Raw genomic sequence first — 24,454 nt, forward strand, 5'->3', positions numbered from 1 at the left:
CAGCAAGATCTTGAATTGGGTTCACACCCTAGCAATTTAGTGGATTGATAATTGATCTACTAAGTAGCTGAATTTAGAATCGAAATGTTTGAATAAAAATAGTGAAAGCATAGTTTTATTACATTTCAATGGCCCTGTTTCTGTGTGCTTTCATAGAAAGTACATTTTTATGTATTTTTTCACTTTACAGATTTGATGTAAGACCTTAGTAATTCGGCTATTCACTCATTGTGGAGAGTTGGCCGAGTGGCTGAAGGCGCTCCCCTGCTAAGGGAGTATACGTTAATCGCGTATCGAGGGTTCGAATCCCTCACTCTCCGCCATTTTCTTACAAGCGCTTTTAAGGCGCTTTTATTGTATCTGGTCTGTTCCACTCAATTCTGTGGTTTTTACAGTTTTTATCTCATTCGTGAATTAATTACTTTTTTTGAAAGAAGTTGATTGAGCGGGTAGAAAAGCTTAAATAGTAAGATAATTAAAAACTTAGGAATAGATTTGTTTATGTTATCTGCTTTGATCCTTTTTGTTCTCCGGGCCTTTCAATTTTCATCCGAGCCTGCACGGGCGGTTGTACCAGTGCGTATTAGACGTCGCAGTCAACAATCATCACAAAGATATTCTCGTGATCGCTAGTTACTAAAAACTCTATCATAGGGCGGTGTTTCTATTGATCAAGAGATCATAGTTTGATGATAAAGCTGACTTTCCAAGAGTCTCTATGAAAAATTTAGAGTTTCTGAAGCAAGCACAAAGGTTCTGGTCTTCAGATCATGAGATCCTTCGTTGGTGGCATTTGCTATTTACGTTTAAGCGGGCGAAAAACTCTCTTGCTAACCACTCATCCGGGATTGCTCGACTAATGCCTGTTTTATTACTCGTCGCGTTGGGCACGTTGTTTGCTGGCTTAACCATCCCAATTCTCAGGGTCGAGAAGTTTTTTCTTTTTGAAGATCTTATATCTATTTCCGGTGCGATAGGTCAGCTTGCCGATAGTGGTGAATATCTTATCGCTGTTATCATTTTATTATTTTCTGTGATTTTCCCAACACTTAAGATCCTGGTTGCGAACTATATCTGGCGGGCGCGTTCTGTTGACCATAAATCAGTTCGACGGGCTGTGAAGCTTATTGATCTTTTGGGAAAGTGGAGCATGCTTGATGTTTTTATTGTCGGCATGATTGTTATTTCCGCCAAATCATCTGGTATGGCAAATGCAACATCACAACCGGGAATGTACTATTTTGGGGCCTCTGTCATTTGTTCTATGGTTGCTGTTATTCTTCTCAAACGTTCTATTGATAAAGTAACGTCAGAAAGTTAGCTAACGCCCATTTCGATTGAGTTTACTTTCGAAATTTTTTCCAAAGCCTCCCGTCAATTGCGGATAGTCCGATGGCAATAAAGGCCATGCCGATGAAGTGAGAAATATCCAGTTTCTCATTTAAAAACAATGCGCCGAGTAAAATTGCTGAAACGGGGACGAGTAATGTCACGAGCAACAGGTTTGTCGCACCAGCCCTTTCCAGAATTTTGAAATAGAGAATATAGGCAACTGCTGTTGAAAGAAGGGCAAGTGCAATTAAAGACATCCATGTTTCATTTGAGACGGTTTGTAAAGACGGCACCCCTTCGATCATATAAGTAATGGGGACGAGCAGCACTGTCGCCCCTGTGACTTGCCCTGCTGCGGTTACGATAGGGTTTATTGCCATTGCTTTAAATCTGCGACCAAAAACGCCAGCAAATGCATAGGTCAGTGTTGCGCCCAGAATAGCGAGCTGTGCCAGGAAATTTTGGTTGTCATCAGGCAAACCAAACATGAGAACCACCCCGAAGAAACCGACGATAACCCCCACTACTTTTAAGGCCGTGGCCTTTTCGTCTGGTAAAAATAATGCAGCAACAATAACACCGAATAGGGGCGTGGTTGCATTTAAGATCGATGCGAGGCCAGAGGGAATGTATATTTGCCCCCACACGATCAGGGTAAAGGGGATGACATTATTCAACAGGCCCATAATCAATAGTGCTTTCCATGCCTTGATTGTCGTTGGCAAGGACATTTTGAGGGAAAAAATCACCGCCCATAACGCGACAGCAGCAAACCCAACGCGAATGGTTACAATCGTAAAAGGTGGGAGTTCGGATACTGCCACGCCGACAAAGAAAAAAGACCCGCCCCATAAAATGGATAGGATAATTAACATAATCCATTCGCTGATCCCCATAGAGGTCTTGATCGATGTATTCATGTAAATTTCCTTTTGGTCTATACTGGTTCAATAATGATCTAGAGCAATGTTTTAACCTAAACTATCTGTTTCTTGCTTTTATGTTTTTGGGTATAGTTAATGCCTGTGGATCATAGAAACGCGTTTCTTATCTAGCTTTTAGCACGGGGTAAATTATTGACCATTAACCAAAGCATCTTTCATATCATAATTTGGGGGTTGGCGAGAACAGTTTCAAAAAACTCTTTGAGTGTTATTGCGCTTGTCTGCTTGTTGTTATGGCCAGATTCTACCTATTCTAAGCCGCGGTTTATTATTTATTATAACAGTGATGCTTCTGCTTTAGTCGATGTTACCGAGGCTGATTATACCCATGTCATTTTGTCTTTCCTTGGGGCTGATATTAATGCGGATAATACAATTGTTTTGAACCCTCCTAAAAAGATGGCTGATCAGTGGAATACAATTAAAACGATAAGGACGAGAGGTGTTAAGGTACTTGTTTCTTTTGGCGGTGGTCTTGCGACATCAAAAGATTATGCGAAGTTTGTCGGGCGAGAAAAAGAACTGGCCATTGAGATTGCTACTTTTATTCGCGCAAAAAACCTTGACGGCGTAGATATAGATTTTGAAGCCAGTGATATGCTTCACAAAGTACGTAAAGCCGGTGTTGCTGATGGCAAAAGCTTTTTGGTCAAGTTGACAAACGCTCTAAGACGGGAACTCCCAAGCCCCACGTTTTTGATCAGCCATGCGCCGCAATCGCCTTATTTAAATCCCGAATGGCACGGTGGTCCCTATCTGGGTGTGTTAAGATCGTTGAGAGAACAAATCGATTGGATTACGATACAGTATTACAATAATCCCGGGCAGGATGGCCCTGTGGATACAAAGGTCGTAGGATTTAAAAAAGATGCTTATAGCACTTCATATAGAGGGTTAACCTCCAAGGGCGGAGTTCTGGCCTGGCCAAGTGAGAAAATTGTTATTGGCAAGCCGGTGTATAAGGCAGATGCCTTCAGCGGACATATCTCGCCGCAAGATATAATCAAACACATTATTAATCCCCTGAATGCACAATATGGTGATGCTTTTGGTGGTATTGCTGGGTGGCAATTTTCAACACATACAGAAGATCATCGGGATTGGAATAGTGAGATTGGTAAAGCACTGTTCAGATGAATTAATGTGTAATTTAAAGAGTATATTTTGTCAGTATTTCAGCAGCGTATCATTGTAGGAAGCGGCAGGTAAATTATATCTAAAGTGTTCAATTTTAATATCAAGAACTTAACATGATACGGAAGTTATCATGTTTTTCTAATAATTTACTGGATTTCTATAATGCCCTACGTGAATATAAAAGTTACTGATGAAGGCGTCACCAAAGAACAAAAAGCTCAGTTGATTAAGGGCGTCTCAGATCTTTTGCAAGATGTGTTGGGCAAAGATCCGAACACAACCTATGTTGTTATTGATGAAATTGCGCTTGAAAATTGGGGCACGGGTGGTTTGCAGACCGATGAGTATCGGAAACTTCATTCCTCCTAGCGGTCAAAATAAGCATTGGAATAAATAACAAAACGGCACAGAATGTTTTTAAAAGTATTGGGGCCGTTTTTTATATTGAATGTTTTTGGCTATATTTTCTGAGAATCTCTAATGAGACCCGCATTAATATGGTTCTAAAATCTGATATGTATTATGTGGTGCAGGTTTATTTTCCAGACCGCTTGCAAGAGATTTGATTATATCTACTGAAAGTTCTTCTGTGTAGTGTAGCGGGTCCCAATAATTCTCATCTTTGTTTGTTATTATAGATGGAATCATAAAGTCAATCAGGAAGGAGTTTTTATTGGCTGCACTGATTGCTGTTATACGCTTTTTACATTCTTTCCATTGAGCAGCAGATAATGAGCCTGGTGAGGCTTGTATATAGCTATGGTACGGAACGAACATTAGGATTTTCTTTGTCTCGGCAGGAGTTTGGTCTAGCATACTTTTCAGATAGTCGTGGCTTGGATAGCTAAAATTGTCAGCATTGTATCGGGCTATTTCGCTTGGAAGGTTTTTTTCTTTAGGTGTTTTTGAGCCGTAAATATTCATACGGGCTTTGCCTAAATCATACTCTTCAATTGAGGGAAGAAAATTTGCATATCCAGTTGGCTGGTATTTTGCGTCTTTAATCCCGATTAAATATCCAGCTTGTTTGCCTAAAGTTTCTAATGTTTTAAAGTTGAGCATATGCGAAATATCATTCCATGGATTGTCGTCGTACATCCATTCGGGAAAGGCGCGGAATGTATATTTATCAGCCGCTTTATCGGCGTTACACCATGTAATGTCCAGGCCAATGATTATGTTTTTTGGGGTTGAATGTGCTTTTATATATACGTCAAACAAGCGAGATTGTTCATAGGAAGTTGCACTGTTCATAGATAGATTGGCAAAATTCCCACCTATATATTCATTTAGGTTTTCGGGATTAAGCAGGCGGGTTGTTGATGTGCCAAAAACAGCGCTATCAAATCGATCTTTTCGGGCGATCGCTGGATAAGAAAAACGCTGATTACTTGCCATTGCTGTTCGTTTAAGATCAGGTGAAAATGGTAAATTATCATAAGGATCGATGATGGCTATCATGAGTAAAATGAAAGCCATTACAATAACAGAGGTTTTGCTTAAGACTGTCCAATAGGATTTCCAGATCATAACCTCGCCTTTAAAACTGAAAATAAATAAAGTCAGGATGTGTCTGTGATCCGACTTCTATTATAATTAATACCAGGGCTAGTGCTATTGGCGCAGCGATGAAGGGAGTGTTGTAATTCAATTTTAAAGCTATTTTTTGACTTGTTGGGCCGATAAGGGCGGTCCCAGCCGCTAAAACAAGAAGAAGAGGAGAGGCGCCATAATTACCTGTTACTACACCGAATTGATGCACTTCAATCAGGCTTTGAAGCATACCGATTGCAACATTAAAATCTGGGGCACGAAACAGTATCCAGGCGATCATGACAAAGAGTAAAGTGAATATCCAGCTAATGGTTTTGGGAAATTGGATATTTGTGGTTTGCCAGATAGTACACAACCCTAATGCGAAACCATGCATTAATCCCCAGACAACGAAAGTCCAACCAGCTCCATGCCATAAACCACCCAGGAACATTGTGATAATGAGAGCAATCATTTGACGAGAGATCCCGGAACGGCTTCCACCCATTGGTATATAAAGATAATCACGAAGGAAATGTGAAAGAGTGATATGCCATCTCCGCCAAAAATCTTGAATTGAAACCGCGCGATAGGGAGCGTTGAAGTTTATCGGTAACGTAAATCCAAACATTAACGCCATACCAATCGCCATGTCTGAGTAACCAGAGAAATCAAAATAAATTTGCACCGTAAAAGCAGCAGTCGCGAGCCATACGTCGATAAAGGGTAATTGGGTGATTTCTGCTGATTGAAATAATGGATTTGCGATTTTTGCTGCTGTATCTGCAAAGAAAACTTTTTTAATCAAACCAATAGTCAGTAATGTTGATCCTCGAGATAGCCGTTCATAAAGGCCTTCACGAATAGGGGAAAGCTTGAGTTGGTGAATGAACTCGTTATGTCGGACAATTGGACCTGCAATTAATTGCGGAAAAAAACATACGTATAAAAAATATTCCCGAAAACTATAAAGTGGGGCTTTTTCTTTATACCGGTCAATTAGATATGAGATTTGTTGAAATGTAAAAAAGCTAATCCCTAGAGGGAGAATAATGTTTAAGGATTGGTGTGTTTCCCCCTGAAACCAAGCGAAGGACTCTGCAAAAAAATCTGCATATTTAAAAACCCCGATGATACCTAGATTAACTATTATACCAATAATAACAGTCAATTTTTTTTGTGATGATTTGAGGGTCCTGGATAAAAGCCAATTAATGAGAATTGAAGTTATTAACAGAGGGATTAATCTGAAGTCCCAATATCCATAAAATACGACAGAAGCTAGAATTAACAACCATTCTCTAACTTCTGAGAGCTTTGATGTGTAATAATACCCCAATAAAGTCAAAGGCAAAAAAATTAACAAAAATATTTGGGAGTTAAAAAGCATTGGTTTTATGTACGGAAATTATTCAAATTTGAGTATAAGTATTTGAGTTATTATAAAAACACGGATTTTAGTAAAGCACACTTTCATGTATTGTTTTTAGAGATTTACATCTTAATTGGAAAGAACATTTGAGTATAAATTCGCATAACTCTGTCTCAAGAGATTTTTCTGAACTTTTCCCATTGTATTTCTAGGCAATTCATCGATAAAGAAAGTCGATTTTGGCTGTTTAAACCGTGCTAGCTGAACTTTTAAATGATCAAGAATATAATCTTCGTGTAAATCGCGTGTATTATCACCGATAATAACGGCAACAACGGCTTCACCGAAGTCTGGATGCTGGACACCAATAACTGCTGATTCCTTGACACCATCAATAGTATCAATAGCTTGTTCTATCTCTTTCGGATAGACGTTGTATCCGCCACTGATGATTAGATCTTTGGCGCGGCCGACAATAGCAACACGATTATCTGCGGAAATCGTTGCGATGTCGCCTGTTATAAAATAGCCATCTTCGGTGAACTCTTCTGCGGTTTTCTCGGGCATTTTCCAATAGCCTTTAAAAACGTTTGGGCCTTTGATTTCGAGAATACCTATATCTCCGTCTATGGTATCATCATCTGTTATATTTGGATCTGGGGTATCTTCGATTGTCGTGTTTTTTGATAATCGTGCTTCAATACCCGGAAGTGGATAGCCAACGGTTCCAGCAATGCGGTCACCATCTAGGGGATTAGAGGTAATCATGCCCGCTTCTGTCATGCCGTATCGTTCCAGAATGGTCATGCCGGTACGTTTTGAAAATTGCATAAAAGTATCTTCCAAAAGCGGGGCTGATCCTGAGATAAATAACCTTATGTTCTGGCATGTAACATCATTGAAATCCGGTTGATCCAGTAAACGGGTGTAAAAGGTTGGTACTCCCATCATAACGGTACTCTTGGGGATGAGATTAATCATCTCCTTCGCATCAAATCTTGGCAAAAACCACATCCCAGACCCATTCATCAGAACACAGTGGATCGCCACGAAAAGACCATGGACGTGGAAAATCGGCAAAGCATGTAATAGGATGTCATCTGGAGCCCATCCCCAATATTTGTGTAAAACCGTTGCATTACTGGCTAGGTTGTCGTGGGTGAGCATGGCTCCTTTTGATCGTCCTGTGGTTCCCGATGTGTAGAGTATTGCAGCGATGTCATCACCGGAAACATCCTTGATTTCATTATGGGGCAATGCCTGTTCAAACTGATCGATCAGGCTGCCCGTTTTCTGGTTGCTCAAGGTAAGAAGATGAGGAACTGAATTTTGCTTCGTGACGGCTTTAAGCTGTTTGTATTTTTCAGGCGTGCAAACCATGACATGCGGCTGTGCGTTCCCCATGAAGTAATCAAGCTCATCAGCGGTATAGGCTGTGTTCAATGGCAGATAAATAGCACCGATCCGTAAACAGGCCAAATAGAGAATAACGGCTTCTATTGTCTTCTCAACCTGAACAGCCACACGCTCACCAGCGACAACGCCCAGAGAGGATAGAGCCCCGGCCATTTGAGCGGTTTGTCGATCCAGTTCGCCGTAACTTAGGTTATTCCCATCGGGTGATTTAATAAAATCTGATGACATGTCATCAGGGAAACGCGACTGGAAAAGGGCATAGAGATTTTTAGACATAAATAAGCTCGTCGAAGAAAATACGTTTTAATTTGGTTATCTTAATCAGTGTGTCGAATTAAGCAGATTGATCGATCAAATCCATAGGCAGGCTAGCAAGAAAATCATTAAAAGATCCTCGTTGGACAGTAACGTGTGTACCCAAAAGCTGTTCCGCCATTTCTTTGTTGCCGCTTGTAATGGCTTCGGTAATTTCAGCGTGTTCCTGAAATGAGTTATTGAGACGGTTGCTTTGGCGTAGCTGAAGACGTCGATATGGGGTTAGCCGATTTCGCAGGCTTTTTGTTTGATCACTTAGGAAGTCATTATGGCTTCCTTTGTATATTGCTTCATGAAAAGCAACATTTGCCCGGTAATAGCCATCGTAGTCCTTGTTCTTGACAAGGGGCTCTGTAATCAGATGTAGTTCTTTAAGTTTATCGCGCTCTTCGTCGATCATACGATCAGCAGCCAATTTGCCACAAGTGCCTTCCAATTCCGCCATAACTTCAAACATGTCCACGAGTTCTTTGAGACTCATTTTTTTGACAAAAGCACCGCGTCTGGGGCGAATTTCGACCAGTTGCATCATACTGAGTTGTTGCAGCGCTTCCCGTACAGGGGTTCTGGAGACTCCAAATCGTTCCGTTAACGCAACTTCGTCCAATCGTGTGCCTGGTACAATTTCTCCAAGGACAATTTCATGCTCAAGCTGTCTTCTCAAGTCATTTGACGACATATTCGCCACGCGCAGGACTCCTGATATTTTATTGTTTTTGCTCTATTGCCTTTAAACAAACTTTATCTCTCAAAAGTAAAAGGAATGGAAACTATAATACAGGTTATTTTGTATATTTAAATATAAATATTGTATACAAGAATTGTTGACTTGTATTTTAAAGCTGGCTTATTGTGTTTAAAAATTGAAGTTGGAATTCTATAAAAACAACGGGTCATGTTCTCTGTTTTGGGGATTAATTGACCTAAACAGGGAGACGACCAATGAAAATTTCAAAAAAGGCGCTGGGCTTGGCGCTGGGCAGCTTTGTGCTGACAGGTGGGTTACTTGCTGAAACAGCAATGGCGAAAAGCTTGAAAGCTTCGCATCAGTGGCCCGGTGGCAAAGGGGATGTGCGCGATGAAATGGTTCAAATTATTGCGCGTGAAGTCAATGCAGCCAATGTTGGTCTGGATATCAAGGTTTATCCGGGCAAAGCACTGTTCAAGCCCAAAGAACAATGGGGAGCGATGGTAAAGGGGCAGCTCGATATTTCTGCTTTTCCACTGGCTTACGCTGCGGGACGTCACCCGGAATTTAACGCTACAAATATGCCGGGGTTGGTTAAAAATCACGATCATGCGACACGGTTGAATAAGTCAGCCTTTATGGCTGACATTAAGAAGATCATTGATGATGCAGGTGTTGTTGTCCTAGCAGATGCCTGGCTTGCAGGTGGTTTTGCGTCCAAAAAACAATGTATTCTCGGACCTGATACCATGAAGGGGCAAGTCACCCGCGCGGCCGGTAAATCTTTTGAGCAAATGCTGGTTGGGGCAGGGGCGTCTATTGCGTCGATGCCGAGTTCTGAAATTTATTCTGCGATGCAAACCGGTGTGCTTGATGCGGCTAATACCAGCTCCGGAAGCTTTGTTTCCTATCGTATCTATGAACAGGTCAAATGCCTGACTGCCCCCGGCGATAATGCACTGTGGTTTATGTATGAACCACTCCTTATGTCAAAGAAAAGCTGGAACAAGCTTAATAAGGAACAGCAGGATGCTTTGATGGCTGCGGGTAAAAAATCTGAAGATTTCTTTATTGATGCCGCCAAAGGGCTCGATACCAAGCTGGTTGATGCCTACAAAGGCGCTGGGGTTGAAGTTGTCACAATGAGCAACGATGATGCAGCTGCATGGCTCGCAATTGCCAAGGAAACGTCTTACAAGGCCTTTGCAGAAAAAGTGAATGGCGGAGAAGAGTTGATCAACAAAGCTCTTGCTGTTGAGTAAGTTCTCTATGCATGCCTCACAGTATAGCTGTGGGGCATCTTCTTTGCGTTGATTTGTTTTTTCGTCTGGTCAGTTCAGTATGAATTTGTTTATTGATCTCGTGCGCCAACTCTCTCGTGTGTGTGGTGTATTTGCTTCCATTCTTATTGCCTCGGCAATTGTCGTGGTCTGCCAAATGGTTGTTCTGCGTTATTTTCTACAGGCATCTACGGTATGGCAAACCGACTATGTTACCTATGCGTTGGTGGCGGCGACATTAATCGGCAGTCCCTATGTCTTGTTAATCAAGGGACACGTCAATGTCGATTTATTACCGCATTATTTAAATCTGTCTTCACGTAGAGTTCTGGCCTTTATCGCCAGTGTGTGCGGCTTGGCTTTTACGCTGTTATTGGCTTGGAAAGGTTACGAGCTCTTTGCCGAGGCATTGAATGGCGGATGGGTAACCGATACGATTTGGGAACTGCCTTTGTGGATACCCTATCTGTCTCTTCCTCTTGGTGTTGGCTTGTTATCCCTGCAGTATCTTGCAGATATTCTGGCGTTATTGAGTGGGCGGGATATGCCCTTTGCAATGAACAGTCACAGTTCATTTGAGGGGGAATAGCAATGGATCCACTTTATATCGGCCTGCTGGTTGCCATTGCGACTATTGTCGTTCTTTCTTCTGGAATTCCTGTCGCCTTTGGTCTTGGGTTGATCGCTGTTGTCTTCCTCTTTGCTTTCGAAGGTTTTGATTCTCTGGATGTCGTAGCTGAAACTTTCTTTTCCGGTCTGGCCGAGTTTGCATTGGTCTCAATTCCCATGTTTATTGTTATGGGGGCTGCAGTTGCTTCGTCACCGGCGGGGAAAGATTTGTACGCTGCACTTGATCGTTGGCTCAATCGTGTGCCGGGTGGGTTGATCATCTCTAACATTGGGGCCTGTTCGATTTTCGCGGCCTTGAGTGGCTCATCGCCCGCTACTTGCGCTGCAATCGGGAAAATGGGTATCCCTGAAATGCGTAAACGTGGGTATCCCGATGGCTTGGCGACAGGTTCAATCGCGGCGGGGGGAACCCTGGGTATCCTTATTCCGCCGTCTATTACCATGATTGTTTATGGTATCGCGACAGAGACATCTATTGGTCGCCTTTTTCTGGCTGGGTTGTTACCGGGATTACTTCTAACCGTTTTGTTTATGTGCTGGTCGCTCTACACGGCATGGCGAAATGGTTATAGTTTTAAAACGCAGATTGGCGGGTATAGCTGGCGTGAAAAGTTTGAGGTTTTGCCCCGTGTTTTCCCTTTCCTTGTCATTATTGTCGGGGTGCTTTATGTGCTCTACGGTGGTGTTGCGACCCCGTCAGAAGCCGCTGGTGTAGGGGCTCTTTTCTGTTTGGTATTGGTTGTTGTCATTTATGGTATGTGGCAACCGCGAAAGATCTGGGCTATCTTGTCTGATTCCATGAAAGAGTCTGTGATGATCCTGATGATTATCGGGGCCTCGGCATTGTTCAGCTATACACTTTCATCACTTTTTGTTACTCAGTCAGTAGCAGAGTACATCGCCAGTCTTGACATTGGAAAATGGCAGCTACTGATTATTATCAATCTGTTTTTACTGGTTGCCGGGTTTTTCCTGCCACCTGTTGCAGTGATCTTGATGACCGCGCCAATTCTTTTGCCAATTATTATTCAGGCAGGCTTTGATCCCTATTGGTTCGCGGTTGTCTTTACCATCAATATGGAAATTGGCCTTATTACACCGCCTGTGGGCCTTAATCTTTATGTGATCAACGGTATTGTTCCGGATGTATCGCTCCCCACCATCTTGAAAGGCGCTCTTCCCTTTATGCTCTGTATGGTTCTGGCCATCGCCATTCTTTGTGTCTTCCCCGAGATTGCAACATGGCTGCCCAATTACCTGATGGGTGGAGGATAGCAGCGGAAATCGCGATTTAATGAGTTGGTGATAAAAATCGGCTGATCGGTTTGGGTCAGCCGATTTTTTATTTTGAAATCCCTAAATATTTGAGCTGTGATATGTATGCAAAAAAAGTGGCGATTAGGAATACCTCATCGCCACATCAAGTTTGCACAGGGGGATAATCTAATATTTTTTAAACCGCGGTACGCTTATTAAGGTCGTCGATTAACTGATCCCAAACTTCAATATTGGCATGCAGGGAACGCCAGAAGCTCTGAGAACGACGACTTTCGAATTCTTCAAAATCTACATCTTGTTGTTCAACCCATGTGTAATAACCGAGATTGAAAATACGATTTCGTTCGGCACGATTGAGCTCTAACAATTCGCTGTTGTTTATGGCGCGTAGGTGTTCACCACATATTTCGGCGGCATCAACGGCTTCAAAAGTACCGTGGTATTTTTCATCAATGGTTTGATCGATTTGACTTTTGTACAGTTCGGCACTGTCTGTTGCGACAGTGACCACAATGTCATCTCCTTCAAGGTTGTGATGCCTTGCGTAACGACAAGCTGCGAGCACGTTGGCAACACCAGAAAGACCTAATTTGGACAGATCATTTAGCTCTTGTTCGCTAAGGCCCTGACGGGATTTCAGATAATTTCGACCGGCATCGGAATTAAGAAGCAGATACACACCATCACTTGATTGATCTGAAATACCAACAATGCAGTCAGTATTCATAACGTTATGGATATAGGGAATATGCTTGTCGCCAATTCCTTGTATGTTGTGCTCTCCAAAACCGTTATGCAACATGGTCGGACATTCGGTTGCTTCAACGGCGACGATATCTGATCCATGGTGCTCTTTCAGATAATCGCCTGCACCAATTGTTCCCGCGGACCCTGTTGCAGAGACAAAGGCACTTAGTTTTGTGTTCTCGTGTTCATCGCTCAGTGTCTGGAACAGGTGTGATGCTGCCCGTCCTGTGCAGTAATAGTGGCCGAGATAGTTACCGAATTCAGCAAATTGGTTGATAATAACATTCTGGGCATCTTTTGATTGTTTGGCACATTCATCATAGATTTCTTTGACGTTGCTTTCGCTACCATAGGTCCGGATAATATCGCTCGGTTCGGTGACCCATTCTTCCAGCCAGTCAAAACGTTCCTTGCTCATACCTTCTGGAAGCACAGCGACACTTCGACAGCCAAGAATGCGGGAAATGGCTACGCCACCGCGACAGTAATTTCCTGTAGACGGCCAAATCGCCCGGTGGTGTGTCGGGTCAAACGTGCCTTGTAATAAGCGAGGCACCAGGCATGTATAAGCGGGAAGGACCTTGTGAGCGCTGATCATTGGGAACTGATCCCCCAGCATGACAATGATACGGGCATTTACACCGCTAAAGGATTTTGGAATTTCGATATAATCCGGGGTGGCATTAAATTGTCCGGTATCATTGTTATTATACCAGTTGACCCGAAAGAGGTTCAGTGGGTTGGCTGAGTGACGATCAACAGAACGCAATTGATCAAGGATATCCTTTGAGATTGTCCAAGGCTCAGCCAGTTCAGAAAACTTGGGTAAACGTACGCCGCGCTCTTTGAGATACTGGACGATTTGTTCGGGAACTTGCTGGTGAATACTCATATGGAAAATCCTTGATTGATACAAATTGACTTATAGGTGCTTGGATTTTGTTGTCTTTGAATACGTTCATTATTTTGTATCAAGAATAATGTGATTAATTTAATCTTGTTTTTATTGATATGAATTGAATTTAGTTTTTCATTGGCTATTATCTTATTAATTATGGTTTTGATACTAGAGGTCAGGAGTATTACCTAACATTAATGGCATCCCTAGTTTCTGGGGTGATGGTCTTTTGGAGGTGCTAAAACCTGAATAAATGGGTTGCAATGAAGTCTATCTTCTTTATTGATTTGGACATTCACGGTTCTGTTCGCCCTGCTTGTTATAGTGCAACATCGAACTTGTTTCTGTTTCTGGCTAATTAAATGACTCTTGATACCATTGATTTTTCTGGAATTCTCGAAGAGATCAAAGAAGAAGTGTTCCCCTTTTTTGGCAAGAGCAAACAGGCTGATTATATACCTGCGTTGGCTAAGGTTCCTGGTGATAAATTTGGCATGGCTGTGCGAACTGTTGATGGACAAGAATTTGTTGTTGGGGATGCCAAAGAAGATTTTTCCATTCAATCGATCTCAAAGCTTTTTACCCTCATGCAGGTTTTGGGTTTAGGGGACGAAGATATTTGGCCGCGCGTTGGGCGGGAACCATCCGGAACAGCTTTTAATTCATTGGTCCAGCTGGAATATGAGCAGGGAATTCCCCGTAATCCCTTTATCAATGCAGGGGCTATTGTTGTAACCGATATTCTTGCGGGCCGTTCAGCAGATGCATCTCGTCGAATTGTTGATTATTACCGGATGCTCTCGGGCAATGAAGAAAATCGCCCCGATGAAGAGGTTGCGATCTCTGAAAAGGAATGTGGTTATCGCAATGCTGCCTTGGCGAACCTGATGTGCAGTTTTGGAAATATCCATACCCCGATTGCGGACCTGTTTGATGTGTATTTCAGACAGTGTGCTTTGACCACATCTTGTTTGGATCTTGCCCGTGCGGCCATGCCACTGGTTTGTGGGGGGTATTCACCGATTGCCGATGAACAGGTCATGACAAGCCGGGATGCTAAACGGATTAACGCATTGCTGTTAACTTGCGGTCTTTATGATGCAGTGGGGTCGTTTGCCTATACCGTTGGGTTACCCGCAAAAAGCGGTGTTGGTGGGGGCATTGTTGCGGTGTTGCCAAAGGCATTTTCTGTTGCCGTATGGTCCCCGGAACTGGATCGATATGGTAACTCCTTCGTTGGCGGAAAAGCGTTAGAGCTATTTACCACCAAAACTGATCTTTCTATTTTTTAAATCCGTCCTCTACTGCGTCCAATGGTCCCATTAGAGTTTTGGGTCTTTTAAGTTGACTTCGTTAGCTTCATCTATAAAGATATATTTTAAATGAATGTTAAAAAGGAAATCAGATGACTTTTCTACATTGGCTTGAAGTTGCGTTTCTGTTCCCTGGAAATGTTGTGGTTCAGAAGCTGGGGATTAGCCTTGAAGAAGACGGCGGTATTCTTCGGTCTTTTATCAATATGTGTGTTTGGGGTGTTGTTACAGGCACAATCGCCTTTTATGCGCTATAGGTTCTGAGATGATTTATCGTCCTGAAATCTTTGCTTTACCAACGTCATTATCTAGTGATGAGACGCATCAGGTTTTCGATAGGGCCACGTGTGAAGAACTTGGAATATGCCCAGATATAAAGAGTCGTAGCGATCAGAAAAACCCCAGAAGCAATAATTGCATCATCTGTGGTTCCAGATGCATTCTGTCCGTCAAGAAGTCCTAAAGCCTCTAATGTTCCCATGCCCAATAGTATATGGGCAACGTAAAGGGTCAGTGTCTGGCGACCTATATTATTACAGAGCCTGAGCCCCGCTGTTTTCGACAAGCCAATGGCTTTTGAACTGACCCATAAGCTAAAGGCAAGTACCATACAGGCGCTCGCCATCCCGGCGATCATATAATAGGGCATCGGCGGCAGAGGCTCTGTTGTTGCGATATCGAGTAAATCCTGTTCTGCACCGGCAAGCAGTGCGAGGGTTAAAAGTGATAATCCCTCGACAGTCAGCAACGCGATGAGGCCAAAAATAAATAGCTGTAGCTGTGTCTGGATCTGGTTCAGGGACAAACGGCTGAGAAGAATGCCGAACAGGAAGAAGGCCAGCCAGGGCACAACGGGGTGCCAACCATTAAAAAACAGGTTGCAAACAAAGCCTTCCAAGGTCCAGAAATTCTTGTAAGTATAGGTTTTCCAATCCCAACCCACATCGTAGTCCAGCGTGAGTAACATAATCACAAATCCCACGAGCAGGGCGACAATAGAAAAGATCAGTCCCGCGGAACTCATACGGATAAAAAAGACACCAAAAAAGAAATAGAGTGCGTAGTAATGCAAAATGTCGGCGTCAAAGATGAGACTGTTCAAAAGGCCAAGAGCAAGCAGAAATAAAGCACGTTTACTGGTGAGCCAAATCAGGTGATCATTAAAGTCGTGCTTATTTGCGGCTTTGTTTGCTGCCAAGCCAAGGCCAATACCCGCCAATACAACAAATGTCGCCGCAGCACGCCCTTCCAACGTGCCGACAAAAGTTGTCGCCAGAAAAGACCCTTGCCCTTCCGCCCCCATCGCGACCGTGAAGTTGACCAGTACCATGCCAACAAAGGCAATAAAACGAGCGAAATCTAATCCATCCAGACGTGCAGACGTTGGCATTAATCTTTCCTGTGTAATGACTTTAAGCAGTATCCCGATGTTGATCTGTTTCACAGAACAATTTGATAGGTATTAGATAGGTGTCATACGCGAACCAAGCTGACAGATTACTGACAACCAACAGGAAAGAACAATACCTCGGGTATAATTGATAAAGGCTTACATTTTTTAAGAGAGAGTGACTGCCCATATAACACACAAAAGCAACCATTTGAAATGGCTGCTTTTGTTCTGCAAATGTTAGATATTTGGTTGATTAGCCAGACTGGGCCAGAGTAATCATCGTTTCCATTGAACTTTTTAAAGTTTGTAAATCCGCGCCTTGTGGAATTGCCTGCTGCGTGCAGTTATTCAGGGCAACGACATGATCCATGAAGATACGGTTTTGTGGATACTTTTGATTATAAGCATTTACGACCGTATGTTTGTAAACATCCACTTGCTCTTGAAGTTTGGATGCTTTTCCTTGGTCGCCATTGCTGAATTTTAATAGACCGGGCGTAATGATTTCATTTTGTATATAACTGTTATAAACATCCAGACCATCCCGAACTTTGGCAATATCGGATGAGCCATAGGATGCCTGTTCAAGCTTGGCATCAATAAAGTCGATTAGAGCCTGACATCCTTGCATGTTATTGATGGATGGTTCTGCTAACGAGGGTTGACTTAGTGTTACAAGTGCACCGAAGGCGAGGGAAGAGATTGTTTTCATTGTGGTTTCCATTGTTGATAGAATAAAGAGATTGTGGTGAAAAATTTTAATTTTAAACAAAGCAATCCTGTTCACAAAAGATCGCGTGACTTTGTGATGAAAGAACTTTCCTAAACCGGGGGGTGGGGCTGTTTATACTAAAGCGGGGTTATATAATTGGAAGTGTTGGGTCTCCACCTAAGATAGGGTCTGAGCCTAAAACGGTTTCCAAAATAGTGCCTCCGCCAGTATGAGTGACAACTACAAAACCATCAGTACTTACGCTAGTTCCCGTTTCAGGATCTAATGGAGTAGTGGAGAACCCTGCACCTATTAAATCGCTCAAAGGTATAACTGACGTTGTGACCTCATCTGATACAGAGGTCTCATCTATCTGTTCTTCTTTCCCTATCGATAGAGGTGCGATGCTTAATAAATCAGTGGGGTCCAAGACCCCTTGTGTGCTCAATAGTTCAAGAATGGTGTCAATATTTTGATGGTATTGTCGTTCACTGTGACTATTTGTTTCTTCTTGCTCTAAGGCTGTTTCTTCTGGTCGGCCTGTTATGATCAGAGAGGCCAGCGGATCGTTAAGCTCCTCGTCCAGAAGGTTGAGTTCACTTACTTCTTCCAAATGCGGCAGGTTGTTGTTTAGAGCAATAGAAAGGTGTTCATCTCGAAGTTCAGAAAGCCGTTCATCCCTGTCTTCTTCGAGTTGGCCAAGCGGCCTTGTTTCAGTTAAAGCCAGATCTTCGTGATTTCGAAGGGTCGGGAACGTGTCGAATAGGCCTTCTACCCCTAAAATGACAAAAGCAGCATGCAGCTGATAGTCATAGGTATCGTTTTGTGTACTCTTCTGACGGTTTTTATAATAGAGAGATAACAGATCAGCTCTGTTTTGTCGCTCATCTCGTTTTGAATTTGATGTGATGACAGAAGAGCTTTGGTCCGAATTTGTGCTTTCTTGCGTTTTGTCTTTCTGGAGGTTGGAATTTGCAAAAAGAGCATCTGATAAATTATCTGTGTCATCAGAATTGTAAAATACAGGAGGGATGAACATAAAGATAAACTCTTCCCCAAGCTGTAGTTTCTCTTTCAGGCGTTTTCTCGCACGTGACAAGCGACTCATCACGGTACCAATAGGGACGGAAAGGCTTCTGGCTGCTTCTTCATAGCTATGGCCAAAGGAAACGATTTGTTCCAGAACTTCCTGATCCTTTTGCGGCAGGTTCTTTAGAACATCCTGCACACGGTTAAGGAGAGACCGGTGTTCGATTTCCTTGGCGAAACAGATGTTGTTCTGGAGATTATCATTTTCGATCTCTGTTTGGGATTGCAGCTCCTTTTGTCGCCGCTTGATTTGGTTGATCCAGAGGTTCTTCATAATAGGAAACAACCACTGTTCCATTTCATAAGCATCGTCATAAAGATGCTTTTTGGTATGGGCGCGGCCATAAGTTTCCTGAAACAGGTCCGAAGCAAGATCATCGTCTTTTGTTAAATACCGGGCATAGCGTTTAAGCTTTGGCATAGAAGATTCTAGTTTTTGCTCAAAATTCAATTGCTTGGGCCTTGTAATAATTGTTGTGTCTAATTCTATCTGCATGGGACCTGCGATTACACAGATTAAATAACATTTTTTGATAGTAAAATGATTGTTGCACCATACCTGCCTAAGCCAGAGTATCAAGTGCATTCTGGTTCAACATGTTGGTCAGGATGTCGGTATCAGAGGTGCCCGTATTACTACTCAGGTAAGATAGCGACATGTTCTCCAAAAAGATTGTATGATCAGTCGTACCATCTTGATTGCTATCAATATCAATGTTAACGCCATTCGTTCCCTGCCTAAAATCCAGATATTGATCTAGATTGGATACTGTTTGTGCAGTATTAAGCAAATCACCGAGATCAATGACATCATCTAGCCTGAAATCTTTGATGGTATCTGTTTCAGATGGACCATTGGTGGCTATATCCACCTGACGGAACACAAATCGATCATTGCCATCAACGCCGTACATCGTGTCATTGCCACGACCACCGGTAATGATATCGTCGCCGCCGACGCCATAACCGCTACTCATTGAATAAAAACGGCTATCTCCATAAATGATGTCGTCGCCATCGCCACCATCAATAATGTCGTTTCCCCCTTTGGCAAAGTTAAACCCGAAACCCTGAATATAAGCAGATTGAGTCTGGGAATCTCCATAGATTAGATCGTTACCGGCCCCGCCATTGATCACATCATCACCCCCTGATAGGGCGAGATTGCTTGAAAAACTAAGCAGGGTTTGTCCGTCGCCGTAGATGGTGTCATCACCGTCGCCACCATCTAATATATCATTTCCACCATTTGTATCAGAAACAACGCTGCCGTCGCCATATATTCTGTCGTTCCCGTTGCCACCTGAAATTCTATCGTTACCGAGTATCGATGAGTAAATCGTACCGGCATCACCGAAAATTAAATCATCTCCTGTTCCACCGGAAATCACGTCGTTCCCTGCAACAGAACTGTTAAAATAGCTTGTGTCTCCATAAATTATATCATCGCCACCTGCACCATTTATAATGTCATTTCCCGTGACAACATTTATTGGGAAAAGGTCGTCGCCGAAGATTGTGTCATTGGTTGACCCGCCCGTAATTTGGTCATCGCCGAAGGATGTCGAAGTTTGGTGCGTGATTGTCACAGACGATGACAACCCGCCACTTGTCGCCTGAATATTATAGTAACCCGTAGTCCAGGAGTTATCAGCGGAAAAAATAATGGAAGAAAAAGGTGTCGTTACTTCCCAGGCGGTTCCATTACTACCAGAAATCATGGTTCCCTGATTAAGGACGGTTCCGATGGGAAACCCCTGTAACAAAATAATTTCTGTCGGGGAAAGGTTGTGGGTAAAGGCAATTTCGTAAACATTATTGGCGCCATCACCAATTATAATACCGCTATCCACAAGAATATCGTTTCCGTCACCACCTCTCAAAGTGATTGGTTTATTACCATAGGTTCCCTGATCACGAATAGAGTAGGGCAACAGATTAAGTGACAGATTTAAAAACGGGATAGCTGGAGTATCTAGGTTGCCTGTATTCCCTTGATCCGTTGTATTAGGCTGGTTTGCAATCAGACCAAACTCTAACTCTGTTGGGTCAATAACGCCCTGTCGGTTTAACAGGTCGATTGCGTTTCCCAAGTCATCACTGTATTGACTGCCTCCGCCCCCAACGAGTGCTACGGCATCCCCCGCTGCCGTCTCGATGGGGGCCTGATCCAATATCTTGGCAAGCTCTTCTTTCTCTTCTTCCGAAAGGGCAGCAATTATCTCGGCAAAATAATCGGGATTACCCAATGCACTGGCGAATTCCACCAAGGTATCATCCGCGCTAACAGAAGCCTCAGAAGGCATCATATCGCTGGTAAGGGTGTCAGGCTTGATCAGGTGATTTAAACTTGCATCAAGCTCTTGCGAAAGGGTGTTTGTTTCCTGAGCAGCAACAGATTTTTTTTCAAGGCGTATCGTCATAGCTTTTTCCCGTAAATTCTTTGTCTGACAAGCAAACAAATTCGAAAGTTACTAGGACTACAGCCCGGATTTTTTTTTATTCCATTTTTTTTGTATTATTTTCTATGGGGGGAGAATTGAGCTTTTTTATTTATTGGTCCTGTCTTGGAAAGATGTTTCTAAATGAATTTGAAAAGCACGTTTTATATGTTGCTGGGCTGCTTTTTCTGCCGCTTCGGGGTTACGATTTTTAATCTCTTCAATTATACGATGATGTTCTTGATAAAGTGGATTTGGTCTATCTGAGGGAAGGTATTTCACTCCACGAAGTAGAGCCATAGAATCAGAAATTGCTTCAAAAGCTTTAATTAAAAATCGATTATGAGCTGCATTATAGATAGCGTGATGAAGTTCCCAATTGATTTGGTTTAAATCTCTGGGATCCTTTGCTTCGCGTCCTTTTGCCAAGATGTATTCCATATTTGCTATTTCCATATCTGAAGCATGTTGAGCGGCAAACCGTGCTGCGATGCCTTCTAATTGTTGGCGCAAAGCGTATAATTCGGCAACTTCTTGCGGGTTTAATTCAGCAACGATAGCGCCCCTTTGAGGTTCAAACGTCAAGCGTCCTTCGGATTGTAATCTACGAAAAGCCTCACGAACAGGTGTTCGGCTAACATTCAAAGACTTTGTAAATTCTGATTCTCGGATACGTTCCCCGGGATGGTACTGTCCATCGCGAATGGCCTGAAGTACTTCTTGGTACACATACTCACCTAGTGAAGGTTGAGCATTTTTGTTCTCTTCAATTTTGTTATTTTTATCGCTCATAATAGCTACGTTAACTTATTGTTTTCAAAAATAGAAGTTACGATAAATGAACTCGTTTTGCAATATGTTGACTTTAATGTATTTAAATGTATACAATTAAGTACATAATTAAACGTCCTTAGAAAAGGATTGTAAAATTTAGCAGGAGGTTTCTTTCCAATGAATGGTAGAATCAAAGTTGTCGCCTTAGTCTTAGCTTTGGCGACCGTATCAACAATACTCCCGTCTTTTGAATCAAAAGCGGCTGATTTTCCGAAAAAGCCTTTGGCAATGATTGTGGCTTATTCGCCTGGCGGTGGGACTGATACAGCAGCACGCGTGATTGCTAAATATGTTCAACCTCACTTGGGGCAAAGGCTTATTATCCAAAACAAGCCTGGCGCAGGTGGTCAAATTGGCTTTACGGCATTAGCAAACGCTAAGAATGACGGTTACAAAATCGGATTTATTAATATTCCGTCGATTTTTATGGTAAAAATGTTGCGTGATAATGTGCCGTATGAAATGTCTGATTATGAGGCTATCGCAAATATTCAACTCGACCCTGTTGTACTGACGGTTAAAGCTGATAGTCCTTATCAAACATTCGAAGAGTTTATCAACGCAGTAAAAAAGAACCCTGGTAATGTTAATGTTGGCGGTGATGGGCCTCAATCTAACAATCAATTACAAGTTGTTGTTGCTGAGGATAAACTGGGGGCCGACGTGAATTTTGTTCCATTCAACGGCTCTGGACCTGCAATTACGGCGACGCTAGGTGATCAGGTTGTTGCTTCTGTTCCATCAGCCAGTTCTGCCACAAGCCATATACAGAATGGTCGGTTACGGGCCTTAGCTGTTTTTGCCGATAAACGGTATAAATATCTTCCTGACGTACCAACGATTAAAGAGGCATCTGGTGTAGAAGTGCCGTCGATAGGTGCCTCGATGCGCGGTGTTGCGGTTCCTAAAGGTATGGATCCTGATCGTAAGAAAATCATAGAAGATGCCTTCGCAAAAGTAATGAAAGATCCTGAATTTATAGCGCATGCAGATAAAATGGGTTTACCGTTACATTATATGAATGCCAGGGATTTTGATGCTTATCTCAAAACGGCTGCTGAGTCTGTTGAGAGCTATATTTCGTTACTAAAATAGAGAAAATCTGAAGGGAGTATGTGATGCGTCAAGACGTTATGGATAAATTTTTTTCTTTATTGATGATAGTCTTTGCTATCACCAGTGGAATTGTGGCTTTTCAGTATTCTTATGAGTCGTCATATTTTCCACGTCTCCTTTCGGCATTCATTGCTACGATCGCGTTGCTCCTTTTAATCCGCCTTCAATCATCTTCAAATGCAGGTGAAGGTAGTATGGTTGAAGGGGCGAAGGACCAGATTATAGCCGGTCTTAGTGTTTTTGCAGGCATCGCGCTTTATACATTTGGCATACAAATTATCAATTTTGAACTTTCAACAATTATTTTTATTGCCGGGTTTGTCTTCTATCTCGGGTATCGAAATTTATTGATTATCTCTGGTGTTAGCCTTGGCGTGACGGCACTCCTTTACGGTATTTTCTTTGAATTCTTGGCGGTAAGTCGTCCTGAAAGTCTCTTTTTGGAATAAGGACGAAAGTTATGTTTGATAATATTTTGCTTGGTTTATCTGCACTTTCAGACGTTACAATGTTGGTTGCTATTGCCGCAGGTGTGCTCGGCGGAGTGATGATTGGGGTTTTACCGGGATTAAGTAGTACGATGGGTGTTGCTTTGCTTATCCCGGTAACATTTTCAATGCCGCCACAAGTCGGCTTGGCTATGCTGGGCGGTATTTACCTTTCTTCTACTTATAGTGGTTCCATAAGCGCAATTCTATTGAATATTCCTGGTACTTCAGCTGCGGTTGCCACGTTGTTAGATGGGCACCCTATGTCAAAGAGAGGGCAGTCCACGCGTGCAATTTCTTTGGCAACTTTCGGTTCTTGTATTGGTGGGTTAATTAGTGTTGTTGCTCTTCTCTTTATCGCTCCGCCATTAGCAGAATTTTCTCTAATGTTCGGTTCTCCCGAATATTTCTTGCTTGCTGTTTTTGGTATTACAGTTATTGCATCCTTATCCGCAGGTGCGATGGAAAAGGGGCTAATCGCAGGTGCAATTGGATTGATGTTAAGTACTATAGGCAATCATCCTTTGACGGGTGAAATGCGATATACTTGGGGTTTACCTTCTCTATATGACGGAATTCCATTAGTTGTATCGTTAATCGGTCTTTATTCAATTCCAGAAGTAATTGATATGATTGCTAAGCGTAACCAGACTGAACGCCCGCTTATAGACACTGATGCTTCCAATCCGTTCACATTTTTACCAGAAGTTTTAAGCCACAAAATAAACCTTCTCCGCTCTAGTCTAATTGGGATAGTTGTTGGGATTATACCTGGTGTGGGGTGTAGTGTAGGGGGCTTTTTGTCTTATGATGCTGCAAAGCGTATATCCAAGAAGTCAAAAGAGTTTGGCAATGGTTCTCCTGAAGGTGTTATCGCATGTGAAACGGCTAATAATGCAGTAACTGGAGGAACGTTAATTCCGTTGCTCACACTTGGAATACCTGGAAATCCTGTGACAGCGGTTTTATTGGGAGGGATCATGATTCATGGTTTACGCCCAGGTGCCGAGCTTTTCACACTGAACGCAGAAATTACCTATGGTTTTATTCTTAGTTTGTTTGTTGCCAATCTTTTGTTTGTACCTATCGGATTATTTATTGCGAAATATTGCGTGCGTATCATTCAAGTCCCGCGATCAATCCTGGCTCCGACAATTATGACTCTGGCGGTTGTGGGGGCTTACTCTATTCGCAACTCGTTAGAAGATATTATGATTATGCTCTTTGTTGGCGCCATAGGGTTTATCTTTCAGCTATTTAACGTGCCCAGAGCGCCCCTTGTGCTTGGTCTTGTACTGGGGACTTTGGCAGAAGGCGAGTTAGCCAGATCACTAGCACTGGTTCATGGTGATATCTTTGCTTTTGCCACTCAATTGGTAACGCGGCCTATCTCTTTTGTAATTCTGTTGTTTTGTTTCTATGCCTTATATCAAGGCATCGTACAGCATCGCAAAAAATCTAAAATTCTTGATGATTAATAACGTCTTTATTGACAGAG

General features: G+C 42.6%; 22 protein-coding genes and 1 tRNA gene. 12 read left to right on the plus strand and 11 right to left on the minus strand.

Features of this window, described 5'->3' with window-relative positions; genetic code table 11:
- Nucleotides 1-232: 232 nt before the first annotated feature.
- Both WH96_RS18615 and WH96_RS18620 read left to right on the plus strand, forming a co-directional pair.
- Nucleotides 233-323 (plus strand) — tRNA-Ser (locus tag WH96_RS18615).
- Between the two features lie 395 nt (nucleotides 324-718).
- On the plus strand, nucleotides 719-1,321 hold the full coding sequence (locus WH96_RS18620; RefSeq protein WP_082130585.1) for a paraquat-inducible protein A: 603 nt from the start codon (nucleotides 719-721) through the stop codon (nucleotides 1,319-1,321).
- A gap of 22 nt (nucleotides 1,322-1,343) precedes the next feature.
- Here WH96_RS18620 and WH96_RS18625 read toward each other — a convergent pair whose 3' ends face one another.
- Nucleotides 1,344-2,252, minus strand: coding sequence for a DMT family transporter (locus WH96_RS18625; RefSeq protein WP_047765749.1), 909 nt, complete (start codon nucleotides 2,250-2,252; stop codon nucleotides 1,344-1,346).
- A 156-nt stretch (nucleotides 2,253-2,408) separates the two neighbouring features.
- Here WH96_RS18625 and WH96_RS18630 point away from each other — a divergent pair, with 156 nt between their 5' ends.
- Both WH96_RS18630 and WH96_RS18635 read left to right on the plus strand, forming a co-directional pair.
- Nucleotides 2,409-3,413, plus strand: coding sequence for a glycosyl hydrolase family 18 protein (locus tag WH96_RS18630; protein WP_047765750.1), 1,005 nt, complete (start codon nucleotides 2,409-2,411; stop codon nucleotides 3,411-3,413).
- Nucleotides 3,414-3,575: 162 nt separating this feature from the next.
- Nucleotides 3,576-3,782, plus strand: coding sequence for a tautomerase family protein (locus tag WH96_RS18635; RefSeq protein WP_047765751.1), 207 nt, complete (start codon nucleotides 3,576-3,578; stop codon nucleotides 3,780-3,782).
- Nucleotides 3,783-3,905: 123 nt separating this feature from the next.
- Here the strand turns inward: WH96_RS18635 and WH96_RS18640 are convergent, their stop codons facing one another.
- The 4 genes from WH96_RS18640 to WH96_RS18655 form a co-directional block, all read right to left on the minus strand.
- Nucleotides 3,906-4,943: a hypothetical protein gene (locus tag WH96_RS18640; RefSeq protein WP_053006133.1), complete on the minus strand. Its 1,038-nt coding sequence runs from the start codon at nucleotides 4,941-4,943 to the stop codon at nucleotides 3,906-3,908.
- Nucleotides 4,944-4,953: 10 nt separating this feature from the next.
- Nucleotides 4,954-6,240 carry an MBOAT family O-acyltransferase gene (locus WH96_RS18645; protein ID WP_053006134.1) on the minus strand — a complete coding sequence of 429 codons (1,287 nt, stop codon included), beginning with the start codon at nucleotides 6,238-6,240 and terminating at the stop codon, nucleotides 4,954-4,956.
- A gap of 207 nt (nucleotides 6,241-6,447) precedes the next feature.
- Nucleotides 6,448-8,010: a malonate--CoA ligase gene (locus tag WH96_RS18650; protein ID WP_047765753.1), complete on the minus strand. Its 1,563-nt coding sequence runs from the start codon at nucleotides 8,008-8,010 to the stop codon at nucleotides 6,448-6,450.
- Nucleotides 8,011-8,068: 58 nt separating this feature from the next.
- Nucleotides 8,069-8,728 (minus strand): GntR family transcriptional regulator, encoded by a 660-nt coding sequence (locus WH96_RS18655; protein WP_047765754.1) that lies wholly within the window; start codon nucleotides 8,726-8,728, stop codon nucleotides 8,069-8,071.
- Between the two features lie 263 nt (nucleotides 8,729-8,991).
- On the opposite strand from WH96_RS18655, the gene dctP reads away from it, so the two are divergent.
- The 3 genes from dctP (at nucleotide 8,992) to WH96_RS18670 (ending at nucleotide 11,922) form a co-directional block, all read left to right on the plus strand.
- The gene (gene dctP, locus WH96_RS18660) at nucleotides 8,992-9,999 is read left to right on the plus strand and encodes a TRAP transporter substrate-binding protein DctP (protein WP_047765755.1); all 1,008 of its coding nucleotides are present in this window, start codon (nucleotides 8,992-8,994) and stop codon (nucleotides 9,997-9,999) included.
- A gap of 79 nt (nucleotides 10,000-10,078) precedes the next feature.
- Nucleotides 10,079-10,606 (plus strand): TRAP transporter small permease, encoded by a 528-nt coding sequence (locus WH96_RS18665; RefSeq protein ID WP_047765756.1) that lies wholly within the window; start codon nucleotides 10,079-10,081, stop codon nucleotides 10,604-10,606.
- A 2-nt stretch (nucleotides 10,607-10,608) separates the two neighbouring features.
- Complete coding sequence (locus WH96_RS18670) at nucleotides 10,609-11,922, plus strand: TRAP transporter large permease (protein ID WP_047765757.1); 1,314 nt, start codon at nucleotides 10,609-10,611, stop codon at nucleotides 11,920-11,922.
- A 178-nt stretch (nucleotides 11,923-12,100) separates the two neighbouring features.
- On the opposite strand, the gene WH96_RS18675 is transcribed toward WH96_RS18670, so the two are convergent.
- Nucleotides 12,101-13,564, minus strand: coding sequence for a pyridoxal-phosphate dependent enzyme (locus WH96_RS18675; RefSeq protein WP_047765758.1), 1,464 nt, complete (start codon nucleotides 13,562-13,564; stop codon nucleotides 12,101-12,103).
- A gap of 368 nt (nucleotides 13,565-13,932) precedes the next feature.
- Here WH96_RS18675 and WH96_RS18680 point away from each other — a divergent pair, with 368 nt between their 5' ends.
- Together WH96_RS18680 and WH96_RS22370 are read left to right on the plus strand one after the other, a co-directional pair.
- On the plus strand, nucleotides 13,933-14,862 hold the full coding sequence (locus WH96_RS18680; protein ID WP_047765759.1) for a glutaminase: 930 nt from the start codon (nucleotides 13,933-13,935) through the stop codon (nucleotides 14,860-14,862).
- A 113-nt stretch (nucleotides 14,863-14,975) separates the two neighbouring features.
- The gene (locus WH96_RS22370; protein WP_204248249.1) at nucleotides 14,976-15,140 is read left to right on the plus strand and encodes a hypothetical protein; all 165 of its coding nucleotides are present in this window, start codon (nucleotides 14,976-14,978) and stop codon (nucleotides 15,138-15,140) included.
- Between the two features lie 47 nt (nucleotides 15,141-15,187).
- Here WH96_RS22370 and WH96_RS18685 read toward each other — a convergent pair whose 3' ends face one another.
- The 5 genes from WH96_RS18685 to WH96_RS18705 all read right to left on the minus strand — a co-directional run bounded on the left by WH96_RS18685 (nucleotide 15,188) and on the right by WH96_RS18705 (nucleotide 21,310).
- A complete protein-coding gene (locus tag WH96_RS18685) occupies nucleotides 15,188-16,273 on the minus strand; it encodes a heparan-alpha-glucosaminide N-acetyltransferase domain-containing protein (protein ID WP_047765760.1) in 1,086 nt (361 codons plus the stop codon).
- 256 nt (nucleotides 16,274-16,529) lie between these two features.
- A complete protein-coding gene (locus tag WH96_RS18690; RefSeq protein ID WP_047765818.1) occupies nucleotides 16,530-16,988 on the minus strand; it encodes a hypothetical protein in 459 nt (152 codons plus the stop codon).
- A 148-nt stretch (nucleotides 16,989-17,136) separates the two neighbouring features.
- Nucleotides 17,137-18,663 (minus strand): sigma-70 family RNA polymerase sigma factor, encoded by a 1,527-nt coding sequence (locus tag WH96_RS18695; RefSeq protein ID WP_082130586.1) that lies wholly within the window; start codon nucleotides 18,661-18,663, stop codon nucleotides 17,137-17,139.
- Entirely contained in the window at nucleotides 18,641-20,500 is a 1,860-nt protein-coding gene (locus WH96_RS22700) for a type I secretion C-terminal target domain-containing protein (RefSeq protein WP_053006136.1), read from the minus strand. Before WH96_RS22700 ends, WH96_RS18695 begins: the two co-directional genes overlap by 23 nt.
- A 126-nt stretch (nucleotides 20,501-20,626) precedes the next feature.
- The gene (locus WH96_RS18705) at nucleotides 20,627-21,310 is read right to left on the minus strand and encodes a GntR family transcriptional regulator (RefSeq protein ID WP_204248250.1); all 684 of its coding nucleotides are present in this window, start codon (nucleotides 21,308-21,310) and stop codon (nucleotides 20,627-20,629) included.
- Between the two features lie 159 nt (nucleotides 21,311-21,469).
- On the opposite strand from WH96_RS18705, the gene WH96_RS18710 reads away from it, so the two are divergent.
- The 3 genes from WH96_RS18710 to WH96_RS18720 are packed head-to-tail and all read left to right on the plus strand — an operon-like array spanning nucleotide 21,470 to nucleotide 24,434.
- On the plus strand, nucleotides 21,470-22,447 hold the full coding sequence (locus WH96_RS18710) for a Bug family tripartite tricarboxylate transporter substrate binding protein (RefSeq protein WP_053006137.1): 978 nt from the start codon (nucleotides 21,470-21,472) through the stop codon (nucleotides 22,445-22,447).
- A gap of 23 nt (nucleotides 22,448-22,470) precedes the next feature.
- The gene (locus tag WH96_RS18715) at nucleotides 22,471-22,917 is read left to right on the plus strand and encodes a tripartite tricarboxylate transporter TctB family protein (RefSeq protein WP_047765762.1); all 447 of its coding nucleotides are present in this window, start codon (nucleotides 22,471-22,473) and stop codon (nucleotides 22,915-22,917) included.
- 11 nt (nucleotides 22,918-22,928) lie between these two features.
- Nucleotides 22,929-24,434 carry a tripartite tricarboxylate transporter permease gene (locus tag WH96_RS18720; RefSeq protein WP_047765763.1) on the plus strand — a complete coding sequence of 502 codons (1,506 nt, stop codon included), beginning with the start codon at nucleotides 22,929-22,931 and terminating at the stop codon, nucleotides 24,432-24,434.
- The last annotated feature ends 20 nt before the right edge of the window (nucleotides 24,435-24,454 follow it).

Source organism: Kiloniella spongiae, from assembly GCF_001026905.1.
Taxonomy (GTDB): Bacteria; Pseudomonadota; Alphaproteobacteria; order Kiloniellales; family Kiloniellaceae; genus Kiloniella; species Kiloniella spongiae.